Raw genomic sequence first — 17,536 nt, forward strand, 5'->3', positions numbered from 1 at the left:
CTGCTACGTTTCAAGGGAACAATAAGGTCGGTCTTATAAAAAAAGCGTTTGCAAAAACAAGACCGACCTTAATCAGGACGGCATCATGTATTGCTAAAATCCCCTCAAAATATGACGGGTAACCAGGCAATGCGGAACGACGCGCAGTTGCTAAAATAAAGTCAGCCTGATGACTGGCTCCCCCTTTCTCTTTCTCTTCAGGGAACGACTCGACGATGCGTTTTTTATCTGCCCGGTTAATTAGCCTTTTTTTACTGCTTTGCAGTATCGGGCAGATTCAGGCCCAGGAGCTGACCCTGCAACGCCGCGTGCAGGTCAATGCGCCGCACGTTCAGTTCAGCGGTGACGTGCAGCAATGGCTGAATAACAATCAGACGCTTCATGTCGGCGTCTGGGGACAGCCACATCCTCCCCTGAGCGAGGGTATGGAGCACGGCATTTTCAACGGGATTGCGGCTGATTATCTGGCGCTGCTGGAAGATAGCCTCAAGGTCAACCTCAAGCTCCACTACTACAGCCAGAGTCGGGATGCTTTTCAGGCGCTGCGACGTCATGAAATTCAGATGGTGGCGATGTGGAACCCGGAGCTGTGGCCTAACTCCGATCTGGTCGCCACGCCACCATGGCTGCTGGACAAGGCGGTCTTAATGACCGCCCGCGACCGGGCCGATGATGCGCCTGAAGAGAGCCCAAAAACGCTAGGTCTGATGTCTGATACCAACGCCAGCCCGGCGCTGCGTCGTCACTATCCTGGCAGCACGCTACGTTTCCAGACCTGGTATCCTTCGGCAGTCAGCGCGCTGGCGTTTAAGCAGATAGACGCGCTGTGGATTAACCGCGCCAGCGCCGAATATCTTACCCAGTACCATCAGGCAAAGGGACTGCACTGGCGCTATAGCCCGGCGCTGCCCAATCTGAACATGAGCTTTGGGGTGGATCGCCAGCTGCCGCAGCTGGCGGAAGCCATCGACTCGGTGTTTAAACACATTCCGTTAGCCAGCCGTTTGCGTATCACCACCAGTTGGGGCCTCAACCGCAGCTTCGTGATCACCACGAACCCGCTGGGCCTTGATCAGGAAGAAGAGAACTGGCTGCGCGAGCATAGCCAGATTCAGGTCATTCTTGATAACCGCCAGCGGCCACTGTCGTTTCTGGAAGACGGAACGCCTGCGGGTCTGGTGATTGATCTGCTCAATCAATTTAGCGAGCAGTATGACATTCACTTCACCATCATGATGGCGGGGAGCGACGACGAACTGAATGCGTTGAAGCGGAAAAACCCGGATGCGCTGGTGCTCAGGCAGCAGGTCAACGTGGCGCAAAAAAACGCCACAACCAGGGCGATGACTCCACCCTTGCTCACCACGCCCGCCGTGGTAGTGATGGATCAGGATATCAAACGACCGGGCGATTTTTCCCAGTTGAAGGGCGAAAAGCTGGCGATTATGGCTGACGATCCACTGCTGCCCTGGCTGGAAACCTGGTATCCCACGATTAAACTGGTGCCGTTAACGCAAATGGACGACGCGCTCGCGCGGCTGAAAAAAGGCGAGGTGCGCGGTGTGATTGCGCCGCAGTTTATCGCCAACTACCTGGTCACGCGCCATCATCCCACCCGTTTTTATCTCGCGGTGACGGTGCCCGTGTCCCCTGTTGATGTGGTCATTGCCGCGCAAACCGACGCCAGCCCACCGATCGCTATTCTCAATAAAGCGCTGGAGGATATGCAGCCGCAGGCGATGATGCAGCTGGCGGGCGACTGGCGACAGGCGGCCATCGACAATAGCGAAGCCTGGGATCAAGACACGTTACTCAATTCGCTGATCTGGGGCGTGCTGCTGCTTCTGGTCGTGACCGGATGTTGGCTGTGGATACAGTATCTGCGTCGCGCGCTGCGTCGCGGCAACGTCTGGCAGCAGCAGCTTGCCGAACAGTTACGTTTTACCCAGGCGCTGATCGACGCCTCGCCGGTAGCGCTTTACGTTCGCGATCGCAACGGCCATCTGCTGCGTTATAACCAGGCCTGGGCAGATACCATCGGTCAGCCGGGCGAGACATTGCAGGGACAACCGGTCACGGCAATCGGCATCGCGGAGCCAGCTGTGCTGGAAAACATAGAGGCCAACTATCAGCAGGCGCTGCGGGATGGTCAGCCGCAGAACTGGTCTGAAAGATTTACCTTAAACGGCCAGACGCGCTTCCTGCAGGGCTGGATTGTGCCGTGGCACGACGGTCAGGGTGAGATTGGCGGCCTGATTGGCGGCTGGCTGGACGTCACTGAAAAAGAGCAGCTGATCGTTCAGCTCTCTGAGACCAAAAGCAACCTGGAGCAGGCGATCGTCAGTAAAAACGCCTTTATGCAGAGCATGGGGCATGAAGTGAGAACCCCGCTCAGCGTGATCACCGGTCTGCTGGAGATGGAGCTGCAGGCGCTGGATGCGCGGCACGAGCATAATGAAAACCTGAATCTGATTTGGGAATCCTCCCTCAATCTGCTTTCGCTCATCGGTGACATGTTCGATGTCTTCCGTGCCGATAATCCGCAGCTGAATGGAACGATGCGCAGCACGCATCTGCCGCAGCTAATCCACAGCACGGTGGCGCTCTATCGGCAACAGGCTGAAGTGAAAGGAATCACCCTGAACGTACTGATCGAGCTTTCTACCGAGCGGTTTACCACCGACCCGCTGTTGATTATTCGCATCCTCTCCAGCCTGCTGCGTAACGCCATCAAGCATTCGGATTGCCAGGAGATTGACGTTGAGGTCTATGAGGGTAGCAGAGAGCCGTCTTCAGTGACGATCCCACTGGTCATTGAGGTCTGCGATCGGGGCGAGGGGATTGACAGGCATATGCTGGAGGAGATTGCCGGACGCGCTCACCACGTGACGCTGAAATCCGAGTGGACCGATACCGGCTTCAGTCTGCCGGCCTGCCTGTATATGGCGCAGGCCGCTGGCGCGGAAGTGCGCATCGACAGTGAGCCGCATGAGGGCTGTGTGGTGAGCCTTCACTTCAATGCGGAGCCTGCCGCCGGTAAAGTGTTAACCCCGCCGCCTGTTGACCACGCGCGCAGCCTGCATATTCTGGGGGTGGATGACTATCCGCCAGCACGGCGCGCGCTGCAGCAGCGTCTGGAGTCATGGGGGCATCAGGTGTCGTTAGCCACGCAGGGCGCGGAGGCATTGTCGATGTGGCAGCGGAACCCTGAACGCTACGATGCGATCGTTACCGATTGCACGATGCCAGAGATGGACGGCTATGAGCTGACGCAGCAGGTCCGCCATACTGAGCAGCTTAACGGATGGTCGCCGATTCCGGTCTTTGGCCTGACGGCGATGAGCGGGGCAGAAGCGGCTGAGCGCTGTATGGGGGCCGGGATGAATGAGTATCTGGAAAAACCGCTGACGGCAGAGAAGCTCCAGACGCTGCTGGATCGTTATTTTACCTTCAGCAGCGTAAAACAGGACCTGGTGAACGACGCCACGCGGGCGCTGCAGGCTGAAATGGTTGAGGTCAACAGAGAAGATGCCAGCCAGCTGGCGCAGTGGCTCGCGCTGAAAAATCGCGACAAGGTGAGCAGGATGGCGCACCGCATCAACGGCGGGGCGCGGATGATGAACATGACAGCCCTGCAGCAAGCCTGTGAAAAACTGGAAACAGCCTGTCATGCAGAACGCGGCTGGCAGGAGATTGAATTCCTCGTCAACCGCGTGCTGGAAGAGATGGCCCGGTTTAACCAGCAGTTGACGTCAGACGGAGAGGTAAGATGAACGTGCTTCCCTGCGCACAAAAACAGATACAAGCGGCCTGCTCGCTTCTCGAAAACATTCTGGGACGCGAGCTGATGGCGATTCACCTCTATGGCTCGGCGATTGACGGCGGGCTGAAACCGCTGAGCGATATTGACCTGCTGGTCACGGTGCGTTCGCCGCTGCGGGACGAGCAGCGCTATACCTTAATGCAGAAGCTGCTTTCGATTTCGGCCTGGCCCGGGACGTCGGAGATTTACCGGGCGCTGGAAGTGACGGTTGTCGTCTGGTCGCAAATTGTGCCGTGGCATTTTCCGCCGCTGCGCGAACTGCAGTTTGGTGAATGGCTCCGGGACGATATCACAAACGGTGAATACGAACCGGCGCAGCCCGACCCCGATCTGGCGATTTTACTGACCAAAGTGCGTCAGAACAGCATCGCCCTGAGGGGAGAAGCAGCCAGCCTGTTTTTCGATGTTGTTCCTGAGCATGACCTGCTGGAGACGTTTCGCCAGACGCTGGCGTTGTGGAATAAGGCTGATGATTTAGAAGGTGATGAAAGGCACATCCTCCTAACGCTGGCGCGCATCTGGTACAGCGTTGAGACCGGTAAGATCGCAGCTAAAGACGAGGCGGCGGCATGGCTGCTGCCACGGCTGCCCGCAGCCCATGCGAAACTGCTGGGGGAGGCGCGTGAAGAGTATCTCGGGTTGGTCACCGTCGACTGGGCAGAAAAAATGCCTCAGGTTGAGGCATTTGTCCGCGACGTCAAAAAAGCGATCCAGGAAAAGCTGGCGTAGCGTGAATGTCATGCAGCAGGTTGTTGGCCGGGTAAGCGCGCCCACCCGGCAATGCCCTGGTGACAGGCGATATGTTATCGCATGGTCACAAACTCTTCCGCCGCCGTCGGGTGAATCGCCACGGTGTTGTCGAAGTCTTTCTTCGTTGCACCCATCTTCAGCGCCACGGCAAAGCCCTGCAGGATCTCGTCCATGCCGAAGCCAATGCCGTGGATACCAACAATCTTCTCGTCCGGGCCGACGCACACCAGCTTCATGCGGCACGGCTGACGGTGAGAGGTGACGGCGGTATACATCGCGGTGAACGCTGATTTATACACTTTCACCTGGTCGTCGCCATACTGCTCGCGCGCCTGCGGCTCGGTTAAGCCGACGGTGCCGATTGGCGGGTGGCTGAAGACCACGGTCGGGATGTTGCTGTAGTCCAGATGCTCGTCCGGCTTGTTGTTGAACAGGCGCTCGGAGAGACGACGGCCCGCCGCAACGGCGACCGGGGTCAGCTCAACCGCACCGGTATTATCGCCGACCGCGTAAATGCCCGGTACGCTGGTGTTCTGGAATTTATCGACGACGATATAGCCTTTTTCGTCGGTTTTCACGCCGGTCACGCCGAGGTTGAAGTTATCGTTCGCAGGTTCACGGCCAATCGCCCAGATCAGGCAATCGACGGTCTGGCTGCGGCCATCTTCCAGCTCCAGGGTCAGGCTGCCGTCTGCATTTTTCACGACCGCTTTTGGCACGGCGTTAGTGTGCAGGGTTGGGCCTTCGGCATTCATCACTTCAACCAGCGTATCGACGATCAGCGGGTCAAAGCTGCGCAGCGGCGCGTGTTTACGTACGAACAGGTGCGCTTCCGCCCCCAGGCCGTTAATCACGCCGGCTAGCTCTACCGCAATGTAGCCCGCGCCAACAACGGCAACGCGTTTTGGCAGGGCTGGCAGTTCGAAGAAGCCGTCGGAGTCGATGCCGTATTCCACGCCCGGGATGTTCGGGTGGCTCGGACGACCGCCGGTGGCGATCAGGATGTGATCGGCGGTGATCGTCTCGCCGTTCACTTCGATCGTTTTCGCGTCCACAAAACGGGCGAAACCGTGGATAACGTCGACGTTATTTTTACCCAGCACGTTGTCGTATGAGGTGTGGATACGGTCGATGTAGGCGGTACGGCTGGCGATCAGTTTGTCCCAGTCGAAGTGGTTGATGGTGGTGTCAAAGCCGTAGTCCGGGCCATACATATGGATAGCTTCACGGATTTGCGCCGCATGCCACATCACTTTCTTCGGTACACAACCCACGTTCACGCAGGTGCCGCCCAGCGCTTTCGCTTCAATCAGCGCGCACTTCTGGCCGTACATGGCCGCGCGGTTGATGGAGGCGATGCCGCCGCTGCCGCCGCCGATTGCGATGTAGTCATAATGCTTAGTCATAGCTGTTATCCTTAATCGTGAATTGCCGCGATTGTATACCTGAAATCAATAGTTTCCACCGATGGCTGCGATTACTCCGGCACGATCCAACTGACGGTGGCGTGGCCGGTACCGGCTGGCACCAGCTTTTTATGCAGCCACGGCAGCACGTTGTTCATTTGCGCTTCAAGCTTCCACGGCGGGTTGATGACGATCATGCCCGAGGCGGTCATGCCGCGCTGGTCGCTGTCCGGGCGTACCGCCAGCTCGATCTGCAGGATTTTGCGGATGCCGGTCGCTTCCAGGTCTTTGATCATGCGCTTGATTTGCGCGCGCAGGACCACCGGATACCACAGGGCATACGTCCCGGTGGCGAAGCGCTTGTAGCCTTCGTGGATGCCGGTCACCACCGCCTGATAGTCGGTTTTAATTTCGTACGGCGGGTCGATCAGCACCAGACCACGACGTGAAACCGGCGGCAGCTTGGCTTTCAACTGCTGGTAGCCGTCGGCTTTTTCCACGCGGGCGCGGCCGTCTTTCTGGAATTCGGAACGCAGCAGCGGGAAATCGCTCGGGTGCAGCTCGGTCAGCTGGAGGCTGTCCTGCTCGCGCAGCAGCTGGCGTGCAATCAGCGGTGAGCCCGGGTAGTAGCGCAGCTGGCCGTTGCGGTTGAAGTGGTTCACCACGCCGATATAGGGCTCCAGCTCCGCAGGCAGGTCGTCCTGCTGCCAGATGCGGGCGATCCCTTCAAGATATTCACCGGTGCGCTCGGCATGCTCGCCGCTCAGCTGATAACGGCCCGCGCCCGCGTGGGTGTCCAGATAGAGAAACGGCTTCTCTTTCTCTTTGAGCGATTCGATGATCAGGCTCTGTACGGTGTGTTTAAGGACGTCGGCGTGGTTGCCTGCGTGGAAGCTGTGGCGATAACTGAGCATGGGTAATGATTTTCCGCTGAATTGACGATTTGCCACAGTTTACAGCAGAACGGCACAGATTACCCGCAGGCCCGGTAAGCGGGGCCATTGAAATCCTCTACACTTAACCCCATTCTAGATCCCATATGCACAGCGCCGGATGCGCGCTTCATTCATCAAATTCAACAGGACAGCGTTTATGACCAATCCATTACTGACGCCTTTTTCGTTGCCACCGTTTTCTAAAATCCTCCCTGAGCATGTGGTTCCAGCCGTTACGCAATCGCTGGACAACTGCCGTGCGGCGGTAGAAAGCGTGGTCGCGCAGGGCGCGCCGTACACCTGGGAAAATCTGTGTCAGCCGCTGGCCGAAGTGGATGACGTGCTGGGGCGTATTTTCTCCCCGGTGAGCCACCTGAATTCGGTAAAAAACAGCCCGGAACTGCGCGAAGCCTACGAACAGACCCTGCCGCTGCTCTCTGAGTACAGCACCTGGGTCGGCCAGCACGAAGGGCTTTATAAGGCGTATCGCGACCTGCGCGACGGCGACCACTATGCCGAACTGAACACGGCGCAGAAAAAATCCGTCGATAACGCCCTGCGTGATTTCGAGCTTTCCGGGATTGGCCTGCCAAAAGAGAAGCAGACCCGCTACGGTGAAATTGCCGCACGTCTCTCCGAGCTGGGCAACCAGTACAGCAACAACGTGCTCGATGCCACCATGGGCTGGACGAAGCTGATTACCGACGAAGCGGAGCTGGCGGGTATGCCGGAAAGCGCGCTGGCGGCGGCAAAAGCGCAGGCCGAAGCGAAAGAGCAGGAAGGTTTCCTGTTAACGCTGGATATCCCGAGCTATCTGCCGGTAATGACCTACTGCGACAACCAGGCGCTGCGCGAAGAGATGTACCGCGCGTACAGCACCCGCGCTTCCGATCAGGGGCCGAATGCCGGTAAGTGGGACAACAGCCCGGTGATGGCGGAAATCCTCGCGCTGCGTCACGAGCTGGCCCAGCTGCTGGGCTTTGAAAACTACGCCGATAAATCTCTCGCCACCAAAATGGCGGAAAACCCCCAGCAGGTGCTCGACTTCCTGACGGATCTCGCGAAACGCGCCCGTCCGCAGGGTGAAAAAGAGCTGGCCCAGCTGCGTGCCTTCGCGAAAGCGGAGTTCGGCGTAGACGAGCTGCAGCCGTGGGACATCGCTTACTACAGCGAAAAACAGAAGCAGCACCTCTACAGCATCAGCGACGAGCAGCTGCGCCCGTACTTCCCGGAAAACAAAGCCGTTAACGGTCTGTTTGAAGTGGTAAAACGCATCTATGGCATCACCGCGAAAGAGCGTACCGATATCGACGTCTGGCACCCGGACGTGCGCTTCTTCGAGCTGTATGACGAGAAAAACGAGCTGCGCGGCAGCTTCTACCTTGACCTGTACGCGCGTGAGAACAAGCGCGGCGGGGCGTGGATGGATGACTGCGTCGGCCAGATGCGTAAAGCCGACGGTTCTCTGCAAAAGCCGGTCGCTTACCTGACCTGTAACTTCAACCGCCCGGTCAGCGGCAAGCCGGCGCTGTTCACCCACGACGAAGTGATCACCCTGTTCCACGAGTTCGGTCACGGTCTGCACCATATGCTGACCCGCATCGAAACCGCAGGCGTAGCCGGTATCAGCGGTGTGCCGTGGGATGCGGTCGAGCTGCCGAGCCAGTTTATGGAAAACTGGTGCTGGGAGCCGGACGCGCTGGCGTTTATCTCCGGTCACTATGAGACCGGCGAACCGTTGCCGAAAAAGCTGCTGGATAAAATGCTGGCGGCCAAGAACTACCAGGCGGCGATGTTCATCCTGCGCCAGCTGGAGTTCGGCCTGTTTGACTTCCGCCTGCACGCCGAGTTTAGCCCGGAGCAGGGCGCGAAAATCCTTGAAACCCTGGCCGAGATTAAAAAGCAGGTTGCGGTTATTCCAGGGCCAACCTGGGGCCGCTTCCCGCATGCCTTCAGCCACATCTTTGCAGGCGGCTATGCGGCGGGTTACTACAGCTATCTGTGGGCCGACGTGCTGGCGGCAGATGCCTTCTCTCGCTTCGAAGAGGAGGGGATCTTCAACCGCGAAACCGGCCAGTCGTTCCTCGACAACATCCTGACCCGGGGCGGTTCTGAAGAGCCAATGGTGCTGTTCAAACGCTTCCGTGGACGCGAGCCGCAGCTGGACGCGATGCTTGAGCATTACGGCATCAAAGGCTGATTGTTACGTGAAGATCTGCTTAGTAGATGAAACAGGCGCCGGAGACGGCGCCTTATCTGTTCTGGCGGCCCGCTGGGGGCTGGAGCACGATGACGAAAACCCGATGGCGCTGGTGATGACTACAGCGCATCTCGAATTACGCAAGCGCGACGAACCGAAGCTCGGCGGGATTTTTGTCGATTTTGCCGGCGGTGCGATGGCGCACCGGCGCAAGTTCGGCGGCGGTCGCGGTGAGGCTGTAGCCAAAGCGGTCGGCATCAAAGGGAGCTATCTTCCGGACGTGGTCGATGCCACGGCGGGGCTGGGGCGCGATGCGTTTGTGCTGGCGTCTGTCGGCTGCCGCGTGCGGATGCTGGAGCGCAACCCGGTGGTGGCTGCACTGTTGGATGATGGCCTGACCCGTGGCTACGCGGACCCGGAAATCGGCCCGTGGTTGCAGGAGAGATTGCAGCTGATCCACGCGTCCAGCCTGACGGCGCTGACCGATATCACTCCGCGCCCGCAGGTTGTTTATCTCGACCCGATGTTCCCGCATAAGCAGAAAAGCGCGCTGGTGAAAAAAGAGATGCGGGTGTTTCAGTCGCTGGTGGGGCCGGATTTAGATGCAGACGGCCTGCTCGAGCCGGCTCGTCAGCTCGCGACAAAGCGGGTGGTGGTGAAGCGTCCTGACTATGCGCCGCCGCTGGCGGACGTTGCCACGACCAATGCGGTGACCACCAAAGGGCACCGGTTTGATATTTATTCGGGTACACCGGAATAAAAAAAGCCGGGTGGCGGCTTCGCCTTACCCGGCCTACGTCCTCGATCTATCCCCCTCTCCCTGAGGGAGAGGGGAATTTAATGCACTTATTCGTCTTCTTCATCACGCAGTGGAACAATCAGCATATCCACGTGAACGGTATTAATCAGCTGGCGCGCTGAAGACATCAGCTTGCTCCAGAAGTCCTGATGGTGACCGCAAACCACCAGGTCCATATCGTATTTCTTGATCGCATCAACCAGTACCTGACCCAGGTCACCGCTGCCGCTCAGGGTTTCGGTGATAGGGTAACCCGCGTTGGTGGACAGCTCGCTCAGGGCGTGGTGCGTCTCTTCGGAGATGCGTTTCTGCATATCGCCAAGATTCACGTCAATCAGACCGGTATAGAGGTCGGAGTAATTCACATCAACGTGGATCAGCGAAACTTTCGCGTTGTAGGGGCGTGCCATAGATACCGCTTTATCAACCAGCACTTTGCTCTCCGGAGAGAGGTCTACCGCGATGAGAATGTGTTTGTAAGCCATAGTGTTACTCCTTCCTTAAGTTATCGATGACTAAATGCGAATGCCGTCGTCTGATACATTCATTACGGCCCAGTTAAACATATTTTTCAAGCTTTGGTGTTGATAACGATTAACCTTGTGGCAAAAAAATTAACGGATCTCCTACACTATTTAATGAGCCGTTCGGATATTAAAACGCGAACCGGATCGACTTTTGGTCATTCTTTCACTGAACTGTCTGTCAGGGCATTGGGGTGCGGTAGCTCAGGAGCCTTGCTTCGTGGGCGGACGCCGGGGAGGATGTATGATTAGCACCGTCGCATTGTTTTGGGCGTTATGCGTAGTTTGCATAGTGAATATGGCGCGCTACTTCTCATCGTTACGTGCGCTGTTAGTGGTACTTCGTGGTTGCGATCCGTTGCTTTATCAGTATGTGGACGGTGGAGGTTTCTTCACCTCGCATGGACAGCCCAGCAAACAGATGCGCCTGGTGGGATACATCTACTACCAGCGCTACCGCGATCATCACGATGAAGAGTTTATCCGTCGTTGCGAGCGCCTGCGTCGTCAGTTCATTTTGACCAGCGCACTGTGCGGGCTGGTCGTGGTCAGTATGATTGCATTGATGATTTGGCACTGAGTATCACAGCAGGCGGGGAAAGCCCCGCCTTCTTTCATCTGGCTCAGGGCTTAACTGAGAACCGGAGACTGGAGATATTGTTCTCGATAGAAATAACCTTCCCGCTATAGGCAATGTTCACTTCCCCGCCTGTATCAATACTGGCTGAGGTTATCGTGCCAGTACCTTCGATGACCGGATACTTCATAGCAAGCTGATGGATAATATCAGTGTCTTTCCCTGCAAGCGCCCCCGAGAGATAGTAACGGTAGATTGGTGGTACGGTTGTGCCACCCTGATTGTTCACGGTCATATAGAGCCAGACGCTATCGGATAATTTATAAACGCGCTGTAGCTCATCGCTATCTCGCTGATTGGGCCGATGGTTTAACCAGAGAAATCCAATGACCAGAACCAGAAGCGAAACGGTAACAAGGCGATGAATCCATTTAATAGCCGTTTTGAATGGCATACTCTATTCCTTCTCTGATGTTGCGCTGGTCCGTTGGGTCGTCTCCGTAAGGCGGCTTTTCGTACCATTTTCCCCATTCCGGTTTTGAGGTACCTGCCCGACCTTGAGCCCAGCCTGCTCCCATAAGAAGGATGTTTGCAGGGATCCCTGCCGCAGTACCTGCGGCTCCGAAGTTGAAGTTACCAAATGCAGCAAAATAAGGGTCGAATTTTTTATAATCCCAGGGACCACCATTTCGGACTTTTTGGTAGAACCAATAATACGTTGAGGGCGTGGCCATATTGCGTGACATTCCGTTAAGGCGTGCCTCACGCATATTATTCGCTATAACGATTGAACCCGGTCCTGAGATAGGGACAGAAGCCATACATTCTCCTTTGTCTGGATTTTTCTTCTGTCCGCCATGATAGTTTTTTCTGCGTCTTAAAATTGAACAAAAAATGTTCAGAAAATCCTCATGTTATCAAACACTTCATGGCAAATAGCAGCCATAAAAAAGCGGGTCAGTTTCCTGACCCGCTTTTTTGTCGCACTCAGCCGGTTAGATCAGCTTCAGCGAGATCCAGTACAAACCGCCAGACAGCAGAATCGATGCCGGAAGGGTGAACACCCAGGCCATCAGAATGTTGGTCACGGTTTTGCGCTGCAGGCCGCCACCGTCAACAATCATGGTACCTGCCACGGACGAGGAGAGTACGTGGGTCGTTGAGACCGGCATACCGGTATAGCTTGCCAGACCGATAGACACCGCCGCCGTCATCTGCGCGGACATACCCTGCGCATAGGTCATGCCTTTCTTACCGATCTTCTCGCCGATGGTGGTCGCCACGCGACGCCAGCCAATCATCGTACCGATACCCAGCGCCAGCGCGACGGCCATGATGATCCAGATTGGCGCGTACTCAATGGTGTTGAGCATATCGCCTTTCAGTTTCTTCAGGAGACGCTGGTCGTCAGCATTTACGTCAGGCAGTTTCGCCACTTTATCCGTCACATCAGAGATGCACAGCATAATGCGACGCAGCTGGCCACGCTGCTCAACGGACAGTTTGTCATAGCTTTCGATATTGCCCAGCATGCCTTTCGCACGTTCCAGCGCGTTAATCGCGTTTGCCGGATGGCAGTGGAACTCGCCTGGCGCAGTCGTGGCACCCGCTTCCGGAGAAGGGATTAACTGGTCAACGCCGGTCGCCTTCTTCAGCAGTTCGGGATGCTGCTGGAAGTAGGTTTCGACGTTGTTCACCGCATCACGGGTACGGGTGATTTCGTAGCCAGAGGCATTCATGTTGACCACGAATCCTGCCGGTGCGACGCCAATCAGTACCAGCATCACCAGACCAATGCCTTTCTGACCATCATTCGCGCCGTGTGAGAAAGCCACGCCGATAGCGGAAATGATCAGAGCAATACGCGTCCAGAATGGCGGCTTTTTCTTGCCGTCTTTCTTTTCACGCTCTGCTGGCGTCAGGTGAATACGGGAGCGTTTTTTGGTGTTGCTCCAGTAACGACGCAGGATGAAGATCAGCCCGCCAGCCACCACCAGACCCACAATAGGGGAGACGATGAGTGAGGCAAAGATCCCCAGTACTTTCGGGATATTTAACGCATCAACAACCGATGTACCGGTCATCAGGGCGTTTGTTAACCCGATACCAATAATCGCGCCGATGAGAGTGTGAGAACTGGATGCAGGCAGGCCGAAATACCAGGTACCGAGGTTCCAGATAATTGCAGCAAGCAGCATTGAGAACACCATAGCGAGGCCATGGCCAGAACTAACGTTAAGCAGCAGATCCGTTGGCAACATATGCACAATGGCATACGCAACGCTCAGTCCGCCCAGGAGGACACCAAAAAAGTTAAATACCGCCGCCATAACAACCGCAAGTTGCGATCGCATTGCGCGGGTGTAAATAACCGTTGCTACTGCGTTTGCAGTGTCGTGGAAGCCGTTGATCGCTTCGTAAAACAGTACAAAAACCAGAGCAAGCAATAATAAAAGCCCGGTATGTAAATCCAGGCCGGCAAACAAATGTAGCATAGGACGTTACGCCATTTTGAGGACATGAACGCGGCGCATTATCCAGGACAAATGCACGGCGGGCAAAGTGAAATATAGACTTTTTTTGACATACCACCTGATTTGGGAAAAGTGCCTGAAAGGTTATTCTTTAAATTTCAATGGAATGGCTTTGTAATATCTTTTTACGCTGGTGTGACCACAGAGGAAACTTTACAATCCGCGGCAGTTAACAAAGAGGATTTTGACGTGGAAAGGTTTGATGCCGTGGTAATTGGCGCCGGTGCGGCGGGTATGTTTTGTGCGGCGATGGCCGGACAGGCGGGTCGTCGCGTGCTGTTGCTGGATAACGGTAAAAAGCCAGGCCGCAAGATCCTGATGTCCGGCGGCGGGCGCTGCAACTTTACTAACCTGTATGTTGAGCCCGCGGCCTATCTGAGCCAGAACCGTCATTTTTGCAAATCAGCGCTGGCGCGTTACACCCAGTGGGATTTTATCGATCTTGTCGGTAAGCACGGCATCGCGTGGCATGAGAAGACGCTTGGCCAGCTGTTCTGCGACGACTCCGCGCAGCAGATTGTCGATATGCTGGTGGCCGAGTGCGAAAAGGGCGGTGTGGTGATGCGCCTGCGCACGGAGGTGCTGGAGGTTGCCCGTGATGAACAGGGTTACACGCTGCAGCTCAACGGTGAAAGCGTCAGTGCCGATAACCTGGTGATCGCCAGCGGCGGTCTTTCCATGCCGGGGCTGGGCGCTTCTCCGTTCGGCTATAAGATTGCCGAACAGTTTGGCCTGAAGGTTCTGCCGACCCGCGCCGGACTGGTGCCATTTACGCTGCACAAACCGCTGCTCGAACAGCTCCAGACGCTTTCCGGAGTGTCTGTTCCGTCAGTCATTACCGCCGAAGACGGCACGGTGTTCCGCGAAAACCTGCTCTTTACCCATCGCGGCCTCTCCGGTCCGGCGGTGCTGCAAATTTCCAGCTACTGGCAGCCGGGGGAGTTTGTCACGGTTAACCTGCTCCCCGATTGCGATCTGGACGCGTTTCTCAACGAGCAGCGCGCGGCGCACCCTAATCAAAGCCTGAAAAACACGCTGGCAATGCAGCTGCCGAAACGTCTGGTGGAATGTTTGCAGGCGCTGGGGCAGATCCCGGATGTGTCGCTCAAGCAGCTTAACAGCCGCGAGCAGGAGACGCTGGTCGAGACGCTGACAAACTGGCGCGTGCAGCCAAACGGCACCGAAGGCTACCGCACGGCGGAAGTGACGCTGGGTGGGGTGGATACGAATGAACTCTCTTCCCGCACCATGGAAGCCCGCAACGTGCCGGGGCTCTATTTTATTGGCGAAGTGATGGACGTTACCGGCTGGCTCGGCGGGTACAACTTCCAGTGGGCATGGGCAAGCGCCTGGGCCTGCGCACAGGCGCTGGCAGAAGACAAGTGACATAAGCTCGCTGCCACTCATCACGGTTGGATTTATGGGCTGACGGTCGTTACGTCAGTCACGGCCAGAATATTGCTCGCGGCCACGGTCCCCATTTTAATATATGACGCTGCGGTGACGCCGCCAATATGCGGTGAAATAACCACATTTTCCAGGGATTGCCAGAGGTGCGGCGCCGTCAGCGGCTCGTGGGTAAAACTGTCCAGTGCAGCGCTGTGCAGCGTGCCATCCCTGAGCGCCGCCAGTAACGATTCATTATGGATCAGTCCACCGCGTGCCGTATTCACCAGGATTGCGTTTCGCCTGCAGTGTGCGAGCATCTGGCTATTGATCATCCCTCGGTTCTCATCGGTCAGCGGACAGTGCAAAGAGATGACATCTGAACGGGAAAGAAGTCCTGTCAGCGTTTCTGCTCGTTCGCATTGGGCAGGCATGGACTTAGCATAGGGATCGTAAGCCAGCACCTTCATGCCGAAGGCGTGACCAATATTCGCCACGCGCGAACCGATGGCACCCAATCCGATCAGCCCTAACGTTAAGCCCTCCAGTTCAATGGATTTATGCGTCGCCTTATCCCAGTGCCCGTCTCGCAGCCGCTTGTCCAGAGGCACCACGGACTTTGCGCAGGCGAGGATCAGCGCCCAGGTATGTTCAGCCACGGCCGCCGCGTTTGCGCCTGGCGCAGAACGGACGGCGATGTGGCGTTTGGCTGCTGCCGCCTGGTCTATCACATCGATCCCACTTCCGTGCTTGGAGATAACCTTCAGAGCCGGGGCGGCATCCATGACCTTCGCCGTGATCTTGCCGTAACGCACCAGAATTGCTACAGGATTGTGTCGTTTACACAGAGCGATCAGTTCATCTTCTGTGGGCTGACGGCCCGCAAACACCACCTCAAAGCCTTGCAACATCACCATGGCCTGCTCTGCCAGATCGCTTCCGGTAACCAGAACTACGTCTTTGCCTCCCATCACAGCGTCTCCCCGTCAGCTAACATACCTGCCTTACGAAGCGCGTCATCAAGCCAGTGTGGGCGTAAATCGCCTTCACGGATGGCGGCAAGACGCCGGGTCTCCATCTCCAGCTTTCCTTTTGCCAGAGCGATAACCTCCTGAACCTCATCGCGCGGGATCACTACCACGCCGTCGATATCCGCTACAACCAGATCCCCGGCCTGAACCGTCGCCCCGGCGACTGAAATGGGATGATTCACCCGGCCAGAAATTAACTTTGTCGGGCCGCAGGGGTTCAGACCGGCAGAAAAGACGGGGTAGTGACCTTTGCTGAGGGTATCGGCATCACGCACAGCGCCGTCAATAATGATGCCCGCAATGCCGCTCGCCTGAGCCTGAGTGGCCATGATTTCTCCAAGCAGCGCGCAGCTCAGGTCACCTTTGCCATCGACTACCAGGACATCACCGGGTTGCGCCACCGCCATCGCAGCATGAATCGCCAGATTATCACCTGGACGGACTTCAACGGTGATGGCCGGACCCGCAACGGACATGTGTGGGGCCAGTGGTTTGATGCGACCATGAAGCGTACCGCGGCGACCGGCCACGTCGGCCAGAATGGCGGCCTGATACTCGGCAGCCTGGCGAACATCCTCGGCAGAAACGCGTTCGAACTGACGGTTAATCGGGTTTTTTTCAGAAATGGACATGCATGCCTCCATATTGTTTTACTGTGTACAATGCAGGTGTACTATACAAAACAACTATAGCGGTGTTGCTTTCCTTTTAGCCAGACCCGAGGTGGCGTTTGTGATGTAAACACGAAGTGACTCACAAAATTTGAGGTACACTCACTGCCGGGCTAACAAGGAGATAATGATGGGGAATGAAGGCGTTGTAGCGGTTGAAAAAGCGCTGGCTTTACTGGATTGCTTCCGTCCTGGAGATGAGAGCTTGACGCTGACCGCGCTGGCACAGCTATCGGGTTATCACAAAACCACGGTATACCGCTTGATGAATTCTCTTGAACGGATGAACTATGTCGTCAGGCATGAAGACGGCAATTATGCGCTTGGTCCACGTCTGCTTTACCTCGGCAAGCTGTATGAACAATCTTTCCATCTTTCCAGGGTGGTTCAGCCAGAACTTCAGGCCTTATCTCTGGCTTCTCAGGAGAGCGCCAGCTGGTATGTGCTGGAGGGAGGGCAGCGCCTTTGCCTGTTTCGCGCTGAAGCATCACATGGCCTGCGACACAGTAATCTTCCCGGCAGCCAGTTCCCGCTCGATAATTCGGCCATCAGTAAGGTATTGCGCCATTGGGGGCTCAATGAGAGCCTGCCGGAGGGAGAAGCTGAACTCCCTCTCTACACGTCAGGCGCACGCGATCCCCACACCGCTGCGTTTGCGATGCCTGTCTTCGGCGTTCACGACAAGCTGGTTGCGGCATTAGCCCTGACCGGTCCCATCTCACGGCTGACTGAAGATCGTCGTGAGAAGGAGATAGGCCAGTTGATGAAGGCGACTGCCAGCCGTCTGTCGCAGAAAATGGGGGCGAGTAAAGCCTTTTGCTCGCAGTTTTATGGTGAAACGAGCGATACAGCGGAAGAGAACGCCTGACGAGCAAAGCGGGACAGGCGTCCCGCTCTGGT

The 17,536-nt window shown here is 56.6% G+C and carries 15 protein-coding genes; 7 read left to right on the forward strand and 8 right to left on the reverse strand.

The window, feature by feature from the left end; genetic code table 11:
* Positions 1–215: 215 nt before the first annotated feature.
* Positions 216–3,773, forward strand: coding sequence for a response regulator (locus ABR39_RS02775; RefSeq protein WP_047345679.1), 3,558 nt, complete (start codon positions 216–218; stop codon positions 3,771–3,773).
* A complete protein-coding gene (locus ABR39_RS02780; protein ID WP_047345680.1) occupies positions 3,770–4,552 on the forward strand; it encodes an aminoglycoside adenylyltransferase family protein in 783 nt (260 codons plus the stop codon). The genes ABR39_RS02775 and ABR39_RS02780 overlap by 4 nt, the downstream gene beginning before the upstream one ends.
* Before the next feature lie 74 nt (positions 4,553–4,626).
* On the opposite strand, the gene gorA is transcribed toward ABR39_RS02780, so the two are convergent.
* Together gorA and ABR39_RS02790 are read right to left on the reverse strand one after the other, a co-directional pair.
* Positions 4,627–5,979: a glutathione-disulfide reductase gene (gene gorA / locus ABR39_RS02785; RefSeq protein ID WP_047345681.1), complete on the reverse strand. Its 1,353-nt coding sequence runs from the start codon at positions 5,977–5,979 to the stop codon at positions 4,627–4,629.
* Positions 5,980–6,050: 71 nt separating this feature from the next.
* Positions 6,051–6,893, reverse strand: coding sequence for a 23S rRNA (adenine(2030)-N(6))-methyltransferase RlmJ (locus ABR39_RS02790; protein WP_047345682.1), 843 nt, complete (start codon positions 6,891–6,893; stop codon positions 6,051–6,053).
* 178 nt (positions 6,894–7,071) lie between these two features.
* Here ABR39_RS02790 and prlC point away from each other — a divergent pair, with 178 nt between their 5' ends.
* On the forward strand, positions 7,072–9,114 hold the full coding sequence (prlC, locus tag ABR39_RS02795) for an oligopeptidase A (protein ID WP_047345683.1): 2,043 nt from the start codon (positions 7,072–7,074) through the stop codon (positions 9,112–9,114).
* Positions 9,115–9,121: 7 nt separating this feature from the next.
* On the forward strand, positions 9,122–9,874 hold the full coding sequence (gene rsmJ, locus ABR39_RS02800) for a 16S rRNA (guanine(1516)-N(2))-methyltransferase RsmJ (RefSeq protein ID WP_047345684.1): 753 nt from the start codon (positions 9,122–9,124) through the stop codon (positions 9,872–9,874).
* An 86-nt stretch (positions 9,875–9,960) separates the two neighbouring features.
* On the opposite strand, the gene uspA is transcribed toward rsmJ, so the two are convergent.
* Positions 9,961–10,398, reverse strand: coding sequence for a universal stress protein UspA (uspA, locus tag ABR39_RS02805; RefSeq protein WP_003861223.1), 438 nt, complete (start codon positions 10,396–10,398; stop codon positions 9,961–9,963).
* A 283-nt stretch (positions 10,399–10,681) separates the two neighbouring features.
* Between uspA and uspB the strand changes: the two genes are divergently transcribed.
* Positions 10,682–11,017, forward strand: a complete 336-nt coding sequence (gene uspB, locus ABR39_RS02810; RefSeq protein WP_003861224.1) for a universal stress protein UspB — start codon at positions 10,682–10,684, stop codon at positions 11,015–11,017.
* Positions 11,018–11,060: 43 nt separating this feature from the next.
* On the opposite strand, the gene ABR39_RS02815 is transcribed toward uspB, so the two are convergent.
* The 3 genes from ABR39_RS02815 to pitA all read right to left on the reverse strand — a co-directional run bounded on the left by ABR39_RS02815 (position 11,061) and on the right by pitA (position 13,509).
* Positions 11,061–11,468 (reverse strand): hypothetical protein, encoded by a 408-nt coding sequence (locus ABR39_RS02815; protein ID WP_047345685.1) that lies wholly within the window; start codon positions 11,466–11,468, stop codon positions 11,061–11,063.
* Entirely contained in the window at positions 11,446–11,835 is a 390-nt protein-coding gene (locus ABR39_RS02820) for a polymorphic toxin type 44 domain-containing protein (protein ID WP_029740249.1), read from the reverse strand. Before ABR39_RS02820 ends, ABR39_RS02815 begins: the two co-directional genes overlap by 23 nt.
* A 174-nt stretch (positions 11,836–12,009) precedes the next feature.
* A complete protein-coding gene (gene pitA / locus ABR39_RS02825; RefSeq protein WP_047345686.1) occupies positions 12,010–13,509 on the reverse strand; it encodes an inorganic phosphate transporter PitA in 1,500 nt (499 codons plus the stop codon).
* Positions 13,510–13,737: 228 nt separating this feature from the next.
* Here pitA and ABR39_RS02830 point away from each other — a divergent pair, with 228 nt between their 5' ends.
* Positions 13,738–14,934, forward strand: coding sequence for an NAD(P)/FAD-dependent oxidoreductase (locus ABR39_RS02830; protein ID WP_047345781.1), 1,197 nt, complete (start codon positions 13,738–13,740; stop codon positions 14,932–14,934).
* Positions 14,935–14,966: 32 nt separating this feature from the next.
* On the opposite strand, the gene ABR39_RS02835 is transcribed toward ABR39_RS02830, so the two are convergent.
* Positions 14,967–15,905: an NAD(P)-dependent oxidoreductase gene (locus tag ABR39_RS02835; RefSeq protein WP_047345687.1), complete on the reverse strand. Its 939-nt coding sequence runs from the start codon at positions 15,903–15,905 to the stop codon at positions 14,967–14,969.
* Complete coding sequence (locus ABR39_RS02840) at positions 15,905–16,597, reverse strand: RraA family protein (RefSeq protein WP_047345688.1); 693 nt, start codon at positions 16,595–16,597, stop codon at positions 15,905–15,907. The genes ABR39_RS02835 and ABR39_RS02840 overlap by 1 nt, the downstream gene beginning before the upstream one ends.
* 169 nt (positions 16,598–16,766) lie before the next feature.
* On the opposite strand from ABR39_RS02840, the gene ABR39_RS02845 reads away from it, so the two are divergent.
* On the forward strand, positions 16,767–17,504 hold the full coding sequence (locus ABR39_RS02845) for an IclR family transcriptional regulator (RefSeq protein WP_047345689.1): 738 nt from the start codon (positions 16,767–16,769) through the stop codon (positions 17,502–17,504).
* Positions 17,505–17,536 lie beyond the last annotated feature (32 nt).

The organism is Enterobacter genomosp. O (assembly GCF_001022965.1).
In the GTDB taxonomy this organism is placed as follows: Bacteria; Pseudomonadota; Gammaproteobacteria; order Enterobacterales; family Enterobacteriaceae; genus Enterobacter; species Enterobacter cloacae_L.

Coding starts and splice junctions, on each gene's coding strand:
- ABR39_RS02820 (WP_029740249.1), bottom strand. CDS start 11,835: ATGGCTTCTGTCCCTATCTCAGGACCGGGTTCAATCGTTATAGCGAAT.
- ABR39_RS02790 (WP_047345682.1), bottom strand. CDS start 6,893: ATGCTCAGTTATCGCCACAGCTTCCACGCAGGCAACCACGCCGACGTC.
- ABR39_RS02840 (WP_047345688.1), bottom strand. CDS start 16,597: ATGTCCATTTCTGAAAAAAACCCGATTAACCGTCAGTTCGAACGCGTT.
- ABR39_RS02845 (WP_047345689.1), top strand. CDS start 16,767: ATGGGGAATGAAGGCGTTGTAGCGGTTGAAAAAGCGCTGGCTTTACTG.
- ABR39_RS02780 (WP_047345680.1), top strand. CDS start 3,770: ATGAACGTGCTTCCCTGCGCACAAAAACAGATACAAGCGGCCTGCTCG.
- uspA (WP_003861223.1), bottom strand. CDS start 10,398: ATGGCTTACAAACACATTCTCATCGCGGTAGACCTCTCTCCGGAGAGC.
- prlC (WP_047345683.1), top strand. CDS start 7,072: ATGACCAATCCATTACTGACGCCTTTTTCGTTGCCACCGTTTTCTAAA.
- uspB (WP_003861224.1), top strand. CDS start 10,682: ATGATTAGCACCGTCGCATTGTTTTGGGCGTTATGCGTAGTTTGCATA.
- ABR39_RS02815 (WP_047345685.1), bottom strand. CDS start 11,468: ATGCCATTCAAAACGGCTATTAAATGGATTCATCGCCTTGTTACCGTT.
- ABR39_RS02775 (WP_047345679.1), top strand. CDS start 216: ATGCGTTTTTTATCTGCCCGGTTAATTAGCCTTTTTTTACTGCTTTGC.
- ABR39_RS02835 (WP_047345687.1), bottom strand. CDS start 15,905: ATGGGAGGCAAAGACGTAGTTCTGGTTACCGGAAGCGATCTGGCAGAG.
- pitA (WP_047345686.1), bottom strand. CDS start 13,509: ATGCTACATTTGTTTGCCGGCCTGGATTTACATACCGGGCTTTTATTA.
- gorA (WP_047345681.1), bottom strand. CDS start 5,979: ATGACTAAGCATTATGACTACATCGCAATCGGCGGCGGCAGCGGCGGC.